We start from the raw sequence: 15,102 nt of genomic DNA on the forward strand, positions 1-15,102 counted from the left end.
TATGAAATTTTCTCAAATTAGCGGTGTGGTCAGCGGCTTCGGCGTTGTTGCCCTTGGGGCGATCGCCTACTTAACCAATCCTCCCCTGAGCCAGTATCGCAATTATGCGGGCGAACAGATTGCCATCTATCTCAAGGATAATGTCTGCCAAAATTCGGGTGATGATCTGCCCCTCGGTTTAGGCAATCTCCAAAGCGATTTGCTGCGCAACTACTGCAAAACCCTAGTGGACGCGAGCCAGGCCCAATTGGGCGAAATCGTCAGTCGGCAAACCAGCGTCAATAATTATTTTTTCTTTAGCATCTACCAAACGGATATCGTTTTGCCGGAGCCCTTTCCACGGTACTCCTTTGAGACGGTGGGCATCTTCCAGCAGTTCTACACCTACCGGGCAGAAAAAAGCTAGGGGGAGCATTGCGCCCAGGCCTGATGGGAGAGTTTCAAACGGGCGATCGCCTCATCCACCGACCCAACACACACAGGAATTTCAAAATCCACTGCATCGGCCATCTGGGGCACCATGGTTTGTTCGGCCCACTGGACTAATTCTGTCCACATGTCGCCCACCAAAATAAACGGCATATTATGGATCGAACGCACCTGGAGCAATTGCCAAATCATCAACGCTTCGAGGGTTGTCCCAATTCCCCCCGGCATCACCACAAACGCATCGGAAACCAAAACGAAATGGTGCAGGCGTGAGAAAAAAGTCTGGTGCTGAAACACCTCTTCGACAAAGGGATTAACCTCCTGTTCAAACCCCAAATCCACGCGAATACCAATGGATTTTGTCCGGTCATGGGGATCTGCTAAAACACTGCCTTCGTTCGCTGCTTCCATCAAACCAGGGCCACCCCCCGTCACAATGTCACAGCCGAGGGTCGTCAACTCACTGGCTAAGCGGCGCACGTCTTGGTAGAGGGGCGAGTCACGGGTAATCCGGGCCGAACCAAAAATTGTCACGCGATAGCGATCGCGGCGGGGCGGCTGAATACTACTCAGGCCATTGACCACTTGCCAGAGGGATAACACGGCTTCTTGCACAATGTCATAGCTCATGGTCTGTTCGCTGAGGCTAACAGGAAAGCAAGGGGAAGGTTGGCCGTTCGCTTCGTTTTTCATGGTGATTTTTGCCCGGTAATGGGAGCAATCTTACAATATTTCCGGGAATTTCCTCGATGGCGACTGGGCGGATTGATGGTTTAAGGGGCCACCTTGATGCCTGGGTCTGTCAAAAAATCAGTCTCATTTTGCCGTTGCCAGAGCCAGCGATCGCCAAGGTTAACCAGTTGATTGAGGGCACACACATCGGGGCTAATGGTTTGGTTTGTTCCCAGTAGATAATTCAGACAAATGCCCAGGGGAATTTTGTGGCCAATCAAAAGCAAGTTGCCGGAATAGGATTTTAGTAACTGCTTGAGGGTCTGAAGCGTCCGTCGCTGCACCTGGGCGGCATTTTCGGGGTAGTCGGGGAAACATTTTTCCTGGTAGCGCCAGTCGATATGGATAAAGTTTTGGCGTAAAAAAGCTTTGGGGTGGGTCAGCGGCGGGCGAGTCATCCAATGGGGATTTTGCCATTCTCCCAGGCCCGGCTCTAGCTTCAGAGGGAGGTTTAAACGTTGGGCGCAATAGTGACCCGTTTGGATCGTGCGCAGGAAAGGAGAAGTGAAAATATGGTGGATTGTTTCTGGGGCGAGGCGATCGCCTAACTCCTGAGCTTGGTGGTGGCCAGCGGGACAAAGGGGCGGATCATAGGGATAGAGGGCCGTGGTAAACCAAGCCGGTTGCACGAAATCTAAGCGATTTCCGTGACGCACAAACCACAACTGTCGGCCCCAGGCGCTATGGGAAACAGGCTTAAACAGCATCCCTAGACGTGGAGATTTTCTGGCAAGATCACTTCCAATGCCTCTGCCCAAACCGGGAGATCATTACGCACCAGATCCCAGACAAAGGCAATATTGACCGCCTCGTAATCTTCACTCATGGTTTTGGCGATCGCCTCTAGTTCAAACCAAGGCACTTGGGGGAGTTCTGGGTGCATCACCTTGGGAATATTTCGCGCCGCCAGACCCATAATTTCGATCCGCCGAATCACCGCATCCTGAACCACAATATTGCCGAGGAATTCCGTCCAACTCAGATCCGCTAGATAATTAATCGCGAGCCGCGCCGAAATGAGAATATCCAATAAAACTAATGTGTGCCGATCCGCCATGGAAAACCTCGAGATAAGCTCCGGGTGGAGTAGTAAATCGCTATAGTGGATAGAATGATCACTTAACAAAGTATCGTATCGACTTGATGGAGCCGCTGTTCCCCATAGATATCCGCTGATGAAACGTCAAACTCGTTCACGTTACGATCGCCCTCCCTACGACCGTCCGAGGTATCCCGAACGGGAACCCAAAAAGTCCCTCTTTAACTTCAACTATGCAACCCTGGCACTGTTTGGGGGAATTTTTGTCCTAGGGGTGACGGTGGGCATCGGCTTTAGCTCCAGTACCAATCTTAACCCGACAAGCATTGATTCTCGCCTGGAAATTGACCGTCAGGCTCCGGATGCTGAACTTTGCCAACAATTTGGTGCGAGTGCCATTGTGACGGACATGAAAATCTTTGTGACCCTCAACCCCTTCAACGTCTTTGTCACTCAGCCGCAGATGGAACCAGGCTGTGTAATTCGGCAAAATAACTGGGCGATTCTCGAACGCCAAAACCTGGTCACCTCAGAACAGGTCAACGACTGCAAACGGCGCATGAATACCTTTGGCTATACCGGTAGTCTGCAAGGATCACCGAGTATTAACTGTATCTATCAAAATGATGCGGCAGGGAATCTCTTCCTCAATCAACCCGGAACGACCACTGTCCCAGAATCTGACCGCTTCTAGGGAACAAAAACAAAAATTCAAGGTTAAAGACTATAGGATAGTAACGGCTCATTTTTCGTGTAGGGAGACCTGATTTTATGTGTGGCATTGTGGGATATTTAGGCACGCAAGCGGCAACAGATATTCTGGTCTCAGGCTTAGAACGGCTAGAGTACCGGGGTTATGATTCGGCGGGCATTGCGACGATCTGGCAAGAAAAACTCCACTCGGTACGGGCCAAGGGCAAACTATATCGTCTCCGGGAAAAATTAGAAGGGAACAGTACCCCCGCCACCATTGGCATTGGTCACACCCGCTGGGCGACCCATGGGAAACCAGAGGAACACAATGCCCATCCCCATTTGGACATGGCGCAACGGGTGGCCGTGGTTCAAAATGGCATCGTGGAAAATTACCGGGAGCTACGGGAAGAACTCCAGGGCAAAGGCTATACTTTCCTGTCGGAAACAGATACGGAAGTCATCCCACATCTGATTGCGGATCTGCTCCAAACGACGAAATCTGAACCGGAACCCCTCCTCGCTGCGGTACAAAAGGCTGTGCAACGGTTAGAAGGAGCCTTTGCGATCGCCGTTATTTGTGTGGACTATCCTGATGAATTGATCGTTGCCCGGCAACAAGCGCCCTTGACCCTGGGGTTTGGCCAGGGAGAATTTTTCTGTGCCTCGGATATTACGGCATTAATTCCCCACACCCGGGCAGTTCTAACCCTCGAAAATGGCGAAATGGCCCGGATGACGCCCCTGGGGATGGAAATTTATAATTTTGCGGGCGATCGCCTCAAAAAAGCCCCCCGCACCCTCGACTGGAACCCCGGCCAAGTGGAAAAACAAGGCTTCCGGCACTATATGCTCAAGGAAATCTATGAGCAGCCGGCGGTGGTGCGCACCAACCTCGAAGTTTATCTCAATCCGGAAGCAGCCCAGCCGATCAACCTCGGTATTAATGACCCCACATTTCTCGACAATATCGACCATATCCAAATCGTGGCCTGCGGTACCAGTTGGCACGCCAGCCTCGTGGGGAAATATCTACTCGAACAACTCGCCGGCATTCCCACCTTTGTGCACTATGCCTCGGAGTTTCGCTATTCTCCTTCACCGATCATGCCCAATACCCTGACCATTGGCGTGACCCAGTCCGGTGAGACCGCCGATACGATCGCCGCCCTGGAAATGGAAAAAGAGCGTCGCCTCCACCACAACGACCACCTCAAGGCCCGACTTTTAGGCATTACCAATCGTTCGGAAAGCACGATCACCCACATCGTTGACCAAGTGCTCTATACCCATGCCGGCATTGAAATCGGCGTTGCGGCCACCAAAACTTTTACGGCGCAACTGATGAGCTTTTATTGCCTGGCCCTGGAGTTGGCGGCCCGACATCAAACCCTCGCCCCTGAAAAACTCCAGCACATTGTCACCGGATTACAGCAGATTCCGACCCAAATTGAGTCGATCCTGGCGGATCAAGAAAAGAGCATCGAAGAATTGGCCCACAATTTTACTGATACCCAGGACTTCATCTTTATTGGTCGGGGGATTAATTTTCCCATTGCCCTAGAAGGTGCCCTCAAACTCAAGGAAATCAGCTACATCCACGCCGAGGGTTATCCTGCCGGGGAGATGAAACATGGCCCCATTGCCCTCCTGGACGCGAAGGTGCCTGTGGTGGCGATCGCCATGCCAGGGGACATTTACGAAAAGGTGATTTCCAATGCCCAGGAAGCGAAGGCACGGGATGCCCTTTTAATTGGTGTGACGGCCCTGGATGATACGGAAGCGACCCAAACCTTTGATGAAGTGTTGCCTGTAGCGGCGGTGGACGAAATTTTGTCACCCCTATTGGCGGTGATTCCTCTCCAGCTCCTTTCCTATCACATCGCCGCACGACGGGGCTTAGATGTGGATCAACCGCGTAACCTCGCCAAATCTGTCACGGTGGAATAAAGGAAAAAATAAAGGCGATCGCCCCATATCTTCAGTCCGGGGAGAACATTATTGCTCTCCCCAATTTTTTGGGAACCAAGACCTATTTATTAAACGGATCATATTCTGCCAATAGTTTTTCGAGTTTAGCCTCGTCAACCCGATTAAAGATTCGTTTTGATTCTTCTAAGTCCCTAGTCGTCTTCGCCAGGCTAATGGTAGAGCTAATCGAAAACACAAACCCCATGCCCAGGTAGCTTTTCATCCAACCGTTGAGGGGCAACAGATAAATGCCGATCCCCATGGCACTGAGGGACAGAATAAACGCTAACCAGGTTTGAAAAATCCAAGCGTTGGTGTGGGTGGCTGGGGCATCAAATTTAGGAGTGGCCATGATCTGGAACCTCAATGAAGACTTGTCGTTGCTTACTTTCATTGTCGGGAAAGATTTTCTGTAGTCGCAATGAGCAAACCCAAGCCCGTAGAAGTAAGGTGAAGTAGGATGAAGTAATTAGACTTCCAGAGAAAGCCATGATTACCCTCCAGGAGCTTGAGCACTGGTTCCCTACTACCCAAAAACAGGCCTTGCTGACCCAGTTAAAGCAGGTGGTGGGCCTCACGCGGGTGCGGGCTGAATATTTTTTGCGTCTTTGGATCTATCTCCTGGTGAAGGCGAGACTAACGCAACAGCCTCAACTACGGCCCCCCTTAACGGAACTGCAAACTCAATTTGGAGCGATTATTTGTACCCATCGGGAGGCGGCAGAATTGTTCTATGGTGATCAGGAAAAAGGCGGCGATCGCGCCGCAGGCATGATGTTAGATAAGCTGGCAGCCTTAGGGTTAATTCGCAAATATTTCGACGGCAACACCACCTGCATTGAAATTTTGCCGTTACCGCAACAGGTTTTGAGTGCTGAAACCGACGATGTTGTTTCCCTAACCTTGGGGGAGTTTAATCCCCGCTGTGATGCGATTCCCGTAGCGAATTTGCTCGCAGTCAATTACAACTGGATGAACAAAAATAACGATGCCGTGCCCCACCGGATTGCCAGACTATTGCGCCAGTGGGGACAACAATATCCCAGGGGAATGCGCGTGTTAAGGCGTGTGGATAATCAAAATCCGGTGGGCTTTTATCTGCTCTATCCGACGGCTACCCGCTCCGATGTGAATTTTTTTCGGCCCGCAAAAAAGGCATTGCACCTCAGTACGATGGCCGCCGTCGATCCATTTACCCTGGCCACTGTGGGCGACGAAACCTGTGTATCGGTGTTTATTCGTAGTTGGGTGATCGACCCGACATATTTAACGGCTTATCGACTGACCTTCCTGGTGGATGCCCAGCAAACCTTACGAAAAATGCAAGGGGATTTTCCCAATCTTTGTGATCTGCATACTCTAATCATCCATCCGAGCTATGCTCAACTCGCCACAGCCCTGGGTTTTCAGCCGACCCAGCAAGGGGATTTAGGTTCGATCCACTGGATGTACCAAGCCCTGGATCGGTTTTTAGTTTTGGATATTGCCACGGCGATCGCCTCCCTTGGGTAAAACTAATCCTTTGCCTTTTCAATTAGCGATTGATTATGATCAGTGGGTTCCATTGTGTTTAGGAAGCAACCCCCTGTGAAACTGGCTTTTATCCTCGATCCCATTGCCAACCTTGACCCCTGCCATGATACGACGGTGGCTTTTATGGAAGCGGCCCAACTCCTCGGCCATGAGGTTTGGATTACGACCATGGAGCAGTTGAGTGTGGTCGACCACCAGGCCTGGGCAACGCTGCAGGCAGTGCAATTAGAGCCAGTGCGTTTGGAAAATGGTCTCTGGGTTGCTGAGGAACATTGGTTTCGCCTCGGAGAACGGAAATTATTGCCCCTCACGGAGATGAATGCGGTTTTTATGCGCACCGATCCGCCTGTGACTTCGGCCTATCTCTATGCCACCTACATTTTGGATTTGCTCATCCCCACCAAAACCCTGGTGTTGAATAATCCCCAGGGGATCCGCGCCGCCAACGAAAAACTCTATGCCCTCCGGTTTCCCACGGTGATTCCCGCCAGCATTATCACCACAGAAAAAGCAGTGGCACGACAATTTATCGAAGCCAAAGGAAAAGCCGTTTTAAAGCCCCTCGGTGGGAAAGCAGGGGAAGGGATTTTGTTAATCGAAAAAGGCGATCGCAATTTTAATTCCCTCGTAGAAATCAGCACCAAACAGGGTAAAGAGCCGGTGATGGTGCAGGAATTTTTGCCCGCTGCCCAGGAAGGGGATAAGCGTCTGATCGTCTTGGATGGAGACCCGATTGGAGCCGTAAACCGGATTCCGACAGGGGACGATTTCCGGGGCAATATGGCCGTTGGTGGTCGCATCGCCCAGGTGGATATTACGGAGCGCGACCGAGAAATTGCCGCAACCTTAGCTCCCCAACTCAGGGCCGATGGGTTATATTTTGTCGGCCTCGATATTATCGGTGGCTATGTGACGGAGGTGAATGTCACCAGTCCCACAGGTGTCCGGGAAGCCGATCGCCTCGATGGGGTCTCCATCGGTAAACAGGTGATCGAATGGGTGGCAGAGCAGACATCCCCCTAAATTTCTAGCAAAGGGCGGGTGCTAAAACGTCGGTGATGAGGTCGGCGCTGACTTGATCGGTGATCAAAACTTCCCCAATTTTGGTCGGGAGGACAAACCGGACTTTCCCCGACTTCACTTTTTTATCGCTCTGGAGGGTTTCCAGAATGGCTTCAATCACTAAATTATTGGGGCATTCGGTGGGAAGACCTGCTTTTTTAATCAAGGCATCTTGGCGTTGGGTTTCAGTCGTCGTCCAGAGGTTCATCCGGGTGGCGATCGCCCCTGCCAGAGCCATCCCAATGGCAACCCCTTCCCCGTGGACAAAGGTTTCGTAGTGGGTCAAACTTTCGACGGCATGACCGAGGGTGTGGCCGTAGTTCAAAATGGCTCGCAAACCCGATTCCCGCTCATCTTGACTGACGACTTCCGCCTTTGCCCGGCAAGAACGCTCCAGAATCAGATCCAGCAAATCGGGGTCAATGGTTTCGTAGCTATCAATCTGCTCAGCGGCTTCGAGTTTCGTAAATAGATCGGCGTCCCAAATCACACCGTATTTAATCACTTCCGCCATGCCCGCCCGGAATTCCCGCACCAGCAAAGTCTTGAGTACCGTCGGGTCGATGAGGACAAATTTCGGCTGGTAGAATGCACCGATTAAATTCTTGCCTTGGGGATGATTGACCCCTGTTTTACCGCCGACGGACGCATCGACCATTGCCAATAGAGTTGTGGGCACCTGCACAAAGTTAATGCCCCGGAGCCAGGTGGCCGCCGCAAATCCGGTCATGTCACCGATCACACCACCCCCAAGGGCGAGCAGCGTCGAGGAGCGTTCAAGGCGATTTTTAAAGGCTGTGTCGTAAATTTTTTCGATGGAGGCCAGATTTTTATACTGTTCTCCAGCAGGGATTAGGTGGGTATCAACGCTAAAGCCAGCGGCCTGGAGAGAATTCACCACCGTTTCGCCGTAGTGGCCGTAAATTTCCGGGTTGGAGATGATTAAGACCTTCTGACCCAAGTCGAGGGGACGGAGAAAAGTCCCGATTTGTTGGAGGCTTCCTTTGGCGATCGCAATATCGTAGCTATTTTCTCCCAGTTCTACCCGCGTTGTTGCGTCCATAATGCTTTGAGGTGCTTGCTGTTGAAAAACTCAGTGGTTAAGTGGGTATTTTACAAGGTGGCGATCGCCTTTTGGGGCACTCCGGGAATCCCGAAGCCTAATTTATTGCAGTCGCCACACCACATTGCCCGCATCATCCTCAGCGGTTACTGCCACAGAAGCCGAATTACCAGAATTATCCGTGGCTGTGCAGTTAAAACTTTCGCCGGTGAGCAGGATACGGTAGGGAGCACCGCAATCGATGGTCGCCTCGATGTTCAACTGTTCAGCGATACCTTGGGCGATTTGTGTTTCTAAAGTCTCACTGGAGATTAATCCCCGAAGATTTGCGAGGCCCTCATCGGCACTCCAGTTAACATTACCCTCGTCATCATTTTGGGTGACTTGAATGGCGAGGGTTTGGCCTCCTTCCAAAGCGGCCTCACAGCTAAACACATTGCCCGCTTCGGTGGCTTGATCTTCAGGGCAAGTCACTGCTGTCGTCGCCAATCCCGTTTGGGTGGTAAGTCCTTGGGAGATTTCTGTTTCGAGTTTTTCAGCATCGAGGGTTCTGTTGCCGAAACCAAAGGATAAGCCTTCGACGGAAAAAGAACAGCCAGCGAGGGTCAGCACCGTGAGGGGAGCAACGGCCCGTAGCATCGGTTGTAAAAAAGAATTTGTGAAACGAACCATGATCAATCAGTTAAAAAATCGACAATAAAGAAGGGCGAATCTTAAAGCAACCTCAAATAAACTGCCTTTTTGGGGCGGTCTCAACCGATCGAAAAACGTTTGCTTAGGGTAAGATTTGAATTTTTTGAGGTCTTTTGCAGCACCTTGAAATATTTGTCATTGTAGTGACGATTTATGCTTGACAGTCGTTGCTTATTGTTTCTTAATCGCCAGTGGATACAAGGGCTGGGCGATTCAGGCGAGCAATGAAAATCAGCGTTTCGCAACACCCGGTAAAACCAGTGGTGTATTTGACAAAACATGGCGTATTTAAGACCAGCAGAACTAACCGCTAAAAATTTAACAACCCTCTGGCTGCTCAAGGGCCTTGAATCTGCCTGGTTTCCCATTCCGGTAATTGTGCTGTTTTACGAATCCCAAGGATTATCCATTACCCAGGCGATGCTCCTTAAGGCGATTTTGTCGGCGGCGATTTTTGTGGGGGAAATTCCTTCGGGTTATTTTGCCGATCAATTTGGCCGCAAAAATAGTTTGGTACTGGGGGCGAGTTTGTGGTTGGTAGGTTGGCTGATTTATTGTACCCAGGGCAGTTTTAGTTGGTTTGCCTGGGCCGAAATTTTAGCGGGGCTTGGTGGCAGTTTAATCTCTGGGGCCGATAGTGCGATCGCCTACGATAGTTTGCTGTCCCTCGGTCGCACCGAAAAATATGCCGCCTGGGAAGGAAAAGGGGTAGCAATCATGGGCATCACAGAAGCGATCTGTGGTCTCGGTGGTGCTTGGGTCGCCCAGTGGGATCTACGCTATCCGTTCTATTTGCAAACCCTCTGCATTGGCGCTTATCTAGCCTTGGCATTGACACTCCGAGAACCGCCCCAACAGCACTCTGAGAAAACACCGGGCTGGCGTACTTTGTTGCCGCAGATTCGGGCAATTTTTCAGGAAAGGCGATCGCTCCGGTGGCTCCTGCTCTTTTCGGCGTCCTTGAGTTGTGGTTCTTTTTTGGTGGTGTGGGTTTCCCAGGACTATCTCGTAGAACGGGGTCTGGATGTGACCCAACTGGGCTTGGCTTGGCTACTGTTTCACGGGGCAATGGCGCTTATTTCTTGGCGCATTCACACCCTTGTCCGTTGGTTTTCCTATCGACGTCTATTTGCGCTCCTGCCGGGCTGCATGGCGATCGCCTACATTGCGATGGGCCTGATTGAAAACCTCTGGGGGATTTTATTAATTGTCGTTATTTATCTTGTGCGGGGCTGCAACACTCCGTTGGTCTTGAGCTATCTCAATGAACGAATTCCCTCGAACCTACGGGCGACCCTGATTTCCCTGAATAGCTTTGCGTTTCGGTTGCTGTTTATCGGGCTGGCGGCGATCGCCAATGGCGCAATGTGGCTGTGGGGGCTTAACGGCAGCTTAATGGTCGTCGGCATTGTGGTGGGCGTAACTGCTTTGTACGGTTATTTAAAATTACGCCCGGCTCTCTAATTAAACCAAGAGGTCAGCCAGGGGCTTAAAGGAAAATTGGCGATCGCCACCCATTTCTACAACCACTTTAATCTGAGGATTGTCTTGGGTCAGGCTCACGAGGTATTCCTGTTCCTGGCGAGAAAGCACAAACCCTTCAATGATCCAGAGAATAATCCCTTTGCTCTTTTGGGGAAGATTTTCCAATTGGTAGCTCGCAATTCCCGGCACATAATACCGGAGGCCCACCGCCGCGCCACTGCCAGCAATATCCTTTTTACCCAGGTGGGGGGGGCGAATCCCGTGGTATTGCGTTAGATAAGCCGCCACATCTCCCAAACCCCGCGCCGTCAAATTGACCACTGAATAACCAGAGCAACGTAAACGACGCACATAGCGGCCTTCAAAACCACCCTCAAGGGGAGCATAGACTGCAACTGCGCCAGACTTTTCTACGGTGCGAATGAAGCTTTTGCCGGTGGTCAGAAGTGCCATGGTTTTACGATCTTGAGATGGATTGAACTTGCCAAAAAATTATATCGGATTCCCCTAGCCCCTGTCGTTAAACTTTTGGGCGAAGCCGTGGTGCAACGTGCCATTTGACCTTACTCTCGGCCTATTGATACAAATGCCTAATAATCCTCATAGCGAGAAACATCTTCCTCTAGGCCCGGTCTTCCTAGGGGTTTAGTCCCTTGGGTTTGGCTCCAGAGGGTGAGCCCCTGTAGCGATCGCCGGGGCGGAATTTGACCCAACAGGGAGATCCCATAGCCCAGCACAATCCCCAGGGGAGCTGTGATCGCCGACCGCCAAATACCAGGAAAAGTCAGCCACCCCGCATTCGAGCCAATAATCACCAAAATGACTGCGGCCACCGTCCCATAAAAAGCGCCCGTACCGTTGACCCGAGGACACAAAACCCCCATCAAGAAAATACCGAGCAATGGCCCCAGGAACATGGTGGTATAGCTCACCAGAAATTCCAGTAAATCTTTCCCCGTTGAGGCCACATAAAATGCCGCCCCAATGCCCACTAGGCCCCAAATCACGATCAGGATCTGTGCAATGCGTAGAGATTGTTTTTCGCTGGCTTTAGGTTGACGGTAGCGGTCATAGAAATCGACAGTAATGCAAGTCGCGAGGGAATGGAGGGCCGAGTCAATGGAAGACATCGCTGCTGCAAAAATGGCCGCTACCAAAAAGCCAGAAGCCCCTGGGGGTACTTGATTGATAATGAAGTGGGACAAAATACCGTCGGCGGGCACTTCGGCGGGTAAACCCCCATTAATGCTGTAAAACCCAAATAGCAGCACCCCTAGTAAAAGCGTCGCCGCTACTCCCACAAGACCGGAAAACCAACCGAGTAAAATCGCTTTGCGGGCTGAAGTTTCGTCGGCGCAGGAAACATAACGCTGTACAGATTGCTGATTGGTGCCAGCTACGGCAAAGGCAAGAATCCCGTAGGCAAAGAGAGCTGTCGGTAAAGACCGGATGGAGCCTGGATCCCAGGAAAAATTAAAGACTGCAAGCTTATCATTGGCCGCCGCCACTTGCCATAGCTCCCCAAAGCCGCCGGGAACCCCGGTCACGGCCGTCCAGATCCCTGCACCAATCCCGACAAAAATCATCGCAAACTGCAACACATCTGTCCAAACGACGGCGGTAATGCCCCCAGCGACGGTGTAGGCAATTGAGACGAGTCCCACCAAAAGAATGGCGATGCCGGTGGGCATCCCTGTCACCGTGGCGACCACGAGGGAAGCGGCATAGAGTAATCCCCCTAGCCGGGCAATGACAAACAGCAGGAAGCAGAGGGAGCCGAGAGAACGGGTTTTGGCATCGAAGCGTTTTTCGAGGTACTCGTAGGCGGTAGTGAGGTTCAGCCGCACAAAAAATGGGAGGAGTAGGGCAATCACGAGGCCATAGCCAAGAAGATCGCCTAGTTGGAGTTGGAGGTATAGAAAGCCATTGGTATAGCCTTCCCCTGGCCCTCCCAAGAGTGAGGCGGCAGAAAAGGAGGTGGCGATGATCGAAAAGGCGATCGCCCACCAGGGGATTTGCCGGGCGCCCCGAAAATACTCGTCCGTGTTGGTTTGTTTGCGGCTGGCGATGACGCCGATGGCAATGACAATCAAGCCATAGATCGCCACAATCGCCCAGTCAATTACACGCATTGTTGTTACACCTCACAATTCGTTAGTCAGCCCCATGACGGAGGAGCCAAGCAGACTTGAACCATTGTATTGATTGGTTGCCTTGGCTCTATGTTCTTGTAACAAAATATTTTTTAGGGACGAGAATCCTTCTCCGTTGGCCTTGGCGACCGGGTTTGGGAATGAATAAACCAACCAAAGGCCGCACTGGTAATAAACATCAGCAAAGAATAAATCGCGGCCGGGATCGCCATTGTTGGCGCATTTAAAAGGGTCGGTGTACTGGCAATGGCGATCGCCAAGGTGCCATTTTGAATCCCCACTTCTACACTAATAGACTTCGCACTGGGGCCATCCAGCTTCGTGCCGAGGGCGATCGCATAACCCAAAAACATCATAATCACATTGAGCGCCAACATTACCCAGCCCACCTGGAGGAAGAAACTCAACACATTGGCTCGTTCTGCCAACAGCAAACCCGCAATGACCAAACCCAGGAAAAAGAGCGATAACCACTTCACATAGCCTTCGACCGTGGCCGCAAATTTCGGGGCGTAACGATGGAGCACCATGCCAATCCCAATGGGAATCAGGGTAATCACCGCAATTTGGATCACCGTTTTGAGGAATGGCAATTGGAGGGTGGCGCTGGCCCCCAGAAAATATTGCATTGCCCCATTAATCACCAGGGGAATGGTAAAAACTGTGATCAAGCTGCTGACCGCCGTGAGGGTAATTGAAAGGGCCACATTCCCCCGCACGAGATAGGTAATTAGATTAGAAGTTGATCCTCCAGGACAGGCCGCTATTACCATTACCCCCACAGCCAATTCCGGAGTGAGGGGAAACAAATTTGCGAGGCCAAAGCCCACCAAGGGCAGCAGTAACAATTGGGCGATCGCCCCGACAATCACCCCCCTAGGTTCAACCAAGACCCGTTTAAAATCAGTGGGGGTCAAACCCAGACCCATGCCCAGCATAATCACGAAAAGAGCTAGGGGGAGCAGCACCGCAGTCAGAAAATTGGCATTCATCTGGAATCGTTATTGGTCTTTGGCGAAGGAATACTCGAAATTTTAGGCTGATCTTACCCCTGTTCTAGGAGATAAATCTGGAGTCTTTGACGCATAAGTGAAGCCAGACCCATCGCCCTGGCAGCTTAAAAATATTGCAATCCATTGCCTAACGCCGAGAACCCAGAGGGGATTCTGTACAATTTGGGGAGCTTAAACCTTACCTAACCCATGACTGACAGCACTCAAGTTCGTAAAGCCGACCACATCCGCATTTGTCTCGAAGAAGATGTCCAATTTCACCACAATCGCGCCGGTTTTGAACGGTACCGTTTTGAGCACTGCTGTCTGCCTGAATTGGACTGCGCCGATATTGACTTGAGTACCTCTTTTTTCGGGAAAAGCCTTGGTGCACCGATTCTGATTTCTTCGATGACCGGCGGCACAGCCCAGGCCCAACAGATTAACTTTCGCTTGGCAGAAGTTGCCCAAACCCATCGCCTCGCCATGGGGGTTGGTTCCCAACGGGTCGCCCTCGAAAAACCAGAGGTGGCGGCTACTTTTGCAGTCCGTCAAAAAGCCCCAGATGCCCTCCTGTTTGCGAATATCGGGGCAGTGCAGCTCAATTATGGGTATGGCGTAGAAGAATGCCGCAAAGTTGTTGATTTGCTCGAAGCTGATGCGCTAATTCTCCATCTCAATCCCCTCCAGGAATGCATTCAACCCCAGGGAGACACAAATTTTAAGGGGCTATTGGGCAAAATTGAACAGGTCTGTCACCAACTGCCCGTACCTGTAATCGCGAAGGAGGTGGGCAATGGCATTTCCGTCAAAATGGTGCAGCGTCTCCGGGACGTGGGGGTGCAGGTGATTGATGTGGCTGGGGCGGGCGGCACTTCCTGGGCCAAGGTAGAAGCGGCGCGATCGCCAAACCAACTCTTGCGCAATCTGGGGCAAACCTTCGGGGATTGGGGGATTCCCACGGCGGACTGTCTGGCGGCGATCGCCCATTATGATCCCGAAATTCCCCTCATTGCTTCTGGGGGCCTGCGGAATGGTTTAGATGGGGCCAAGGCGATCGCCTTGGGGGCTGACCTCGTGGGCTATGCCCAACCCTTTCTCAAGGCGGCGAGTGAATCCCCAGAGGCTTTGGCCGAGTGGGTCGAACTGCTGCTACTGGAATTGCGGACAGTGCTGTTTTGTACGGGCAATGCTAATTTTCAGCAACTGCAACGGGCGAATTGCCTGCACAAGTTCTAAGGTAAAAACTAAGACCTC

The 15,102-nt window shown here is 51.6% G+C and carries 16 protein-coding genes; 7 read left to right on the forward strand and 9 right to left on the reverse strand.

Translation table 11 applies throughout. From position 1 onward, the window contains the following. Position 1 precedes the first annotated feature (1 nt). Entirely contained in the window at positions 2–406 is a 405-nt protein-coding gene (locus tag AACT35_RS04565) for a DUF4359 domain-containing protein (protein WP_012306778.1), read from the forward strand. Here the strand turns inward: AACT35_RS04565 and AACT35_RS04570 are convergent. The 3 genes from AACT35_RS04570 to AACT35_RS04580 form a co-directional block, all read right to left on the reverse strand. Continuing rightward, complete coding sequence (locus AACT35_RS04570; RefSeq protein ID WP_041443431.1) at positions 403–1,122, reverse strand: LOG family protein; 720 nt, start codon at positions 1,120–1,122, stop codon at positions 403–405. The genes AACT35_RS04565 and AACT35_RS04570 overlap by 4 nt on opposite strands. An 80-nt stretch (positions 1,123–1,202) precedes the next feature. Further along, on the reverse strand, positions 1,203–1,868 hold the full coding sequence (locus AACT35_RS04575) for a histidine phosphatase family protein (RefSeq protein WP_099240990.1): 666 nt from the start codon (positions 1,866–1,868) through the stop codon (positions 1,203–1,205). 2 nt (positions 1,869–1,870) lie between these two features. Then, a complete protein-coding gene (locus tag AACT35_RS04580; RefSeq protein ID WP_012306775.1) occupies positions 1,871–2,218 on the reverse strand; it encodes a HepT-like ribonuclease domain-containing protein in 348 nt (115 codons plus the stop codon). Between the two features lie 118 nt (positions 2,219–2,336). On the opposite strand from AACT35_RS04580, the gene AACT35_RS04585 reads away from it, so the two are divergent. Continuing rightward, positions 2,337–2,894: a DUF3172 domain-containing protein gene (locus AACT35_RS04585; protein WP_099240992.1), complete on the forward strand. Its 558-nt coding sequence runs from the start codon at positions 2,337–2,339 to the stop codon at positions 2,892–2,894. A gap of 77 nt (positions 2,895–2,971) precedes the next feature. Continuing rightward, positions 2,972–4,843, forward strand: coding sequence for a glutamine--fructose-6-phosphate transaminase (isomerizing) (gene glmS / locus AACT35_RS04590; RefSeq protein ID WP_099240994.1), 1,872 nt, complete (start codon positions 2,972–2,974; stop codon positions 4,841–4,843). 82 nt (positions 4,844–4,925) lie between these two features. On the opposite strand, the gene AACT35_RS04595 is transcribed toward glmS, so the two are convergent. Continuing rightward, positions 4,926–5,216, reverse strand: a complete 291-nt coding sequence (locus AACT35_RS04595) for a YiaA/YiaB family inner membrane protein (protein WP_012306772.1) — start codon at positions 5,214–5,216, stop codon at positions 4,926–4,928. Positions 5,217–5,353: 137 nt separating this feature from the next. On the opposite strand from AACT35_RS04595, the gene AACT35_RS04600 reads away from it, so the two are divergent. Further along, on the forward strand, positions 5,354–6,376 hold the full coding sequence (locus tag AACT35_RS04600; RefSeq protein WP_099240996.1) for a hypothetical protein: 1,023 nt from the start codon (positions 5,354–5,356) through the stop codon (positions 6,374–6,376). 75 nt (positions 6,377–6,451) lie between these two features. Then, on the forward strand, positions 6,452–7,420 hold the full coding sequence (gene gshB / locus AACT35_RS04605) for a glutathione synthase (RefSeq protein ID WP_099241144.1): 969 nt from the start codon (positions 6,452–6,454) through the stop codon (positions 7,418–7,420). A 4-nt stretch (positions 7,421–7,424) separates the two neighbouring features. On the opposite strand, the gene aroB is transcribed toward gshB, so the two are convergent. After that, on the reverse strand, positions 7,425–8,522 hold the full coding sequence (gene aroB, locus AACT35_RS04610) for a 3-dehydroquinate synthase (protein WP_099240998.1): 1,098 nt from the start codon (positions 8,520–8,522) through the stop codon (positions 7,425–7,427). 102 nt (positions 8,523–8,624) lie between these two features. Next, positions 8,625–9,194, reverse strand: a complete 570-nt coding sequence (locus AACT35_RS04615) for a DUF4333 domain-containing protein (protein WP_099241000.1) — start codon at positions 9,192–9,194, stop codon at positions 8,625–8,627. Positions 9,195–9,494: 300 nt separating this feature from the next. Between AACT35_RS04615 and AACT35_RS04620 the strand changes: the two genes are divergently transcribed. After that, a complete protein-coding gene (locus AACT35_RS04620; protein WP_099241002.1) occupies positions 9,495–10,679 on the forward strand; it encodes an MFS transporter in 1,185 nt (394 codons plus the stop codon). Here the strand turns inward: AACT35_RS04620 and AACT35_RS04625 are convergent, their stop codons facing one another. The 3 genes from AACT35_RS04625 to AACT35_RS04635 all read right to left on the reverse strand — a co-directional run bounded on the left by AACT35_RS04625 (position 10,680) and on the right by AACT35_RS04635 (position 13,845). Continuing rightward, positions 10,680–11,153 (reverse strand): NAD(P)H-quinone oxidoreductase subunit N, encoded by a 474-nt coding sequence (locus tag AACT35_RS04625; protein WP_012306766.1) that lies wholly within the window; start codon positions 11,151–11,153, stop codon positions 10,680–10,682. It abuts the gene before it with no gap. Positions 11,154–11,290: 137 nt separating this feature from the next. After that, entirely contained in the window at positions 11,291–12,832 is a 1,542-nt protein-coding gene (locus tag AACT35_RS04630) for a sodium:solute symporter (RefSeq protein WP_099241004.1), read from the reverse strand. 113 nt (positions 12,833–12,945) lie between these two features. Further along, complete coding sequence (locus AACT35_RS04635) at positions 12,946–13,845, reverse strand: bile acid:sodium symporter family protein (protein ID WP_099241006.1); 900 nt, start codon at positions 13,843–13,845, stop codon at positions 12,946–12,948. A gap of 210 nt (positions 13,846–14,055) precedes the next feature. Here AACT35_RS04635 and fni point away from each other — a divergent pair, with 210 nt between their 5' ends. Continuing rightward, positions 14,056–15,084 (forward strand): type 2 isopentenyl-diphosphate Delta-isomerase, encoded by a 1,029-nt coding sequence (gene fni / locus AACT35_RS04640; RefSeq protein WP_099241008.1) that lies wholly within the window; start codon positions 14,056–14,058, stop codon positions 15,082–15,084. The last annotated feature ends 18 nt before the right edge of the window (positions 15,085–15,102 follow it).

It is taken from the genome of Synechococcus sp. BDU 130192, from assembly GCF_963876085.1.
GTDB lineage: Bacteria > Cyanobacteriota > Cyanobacteriia > Cyanobacteriales > MRBY01 > MRBY01.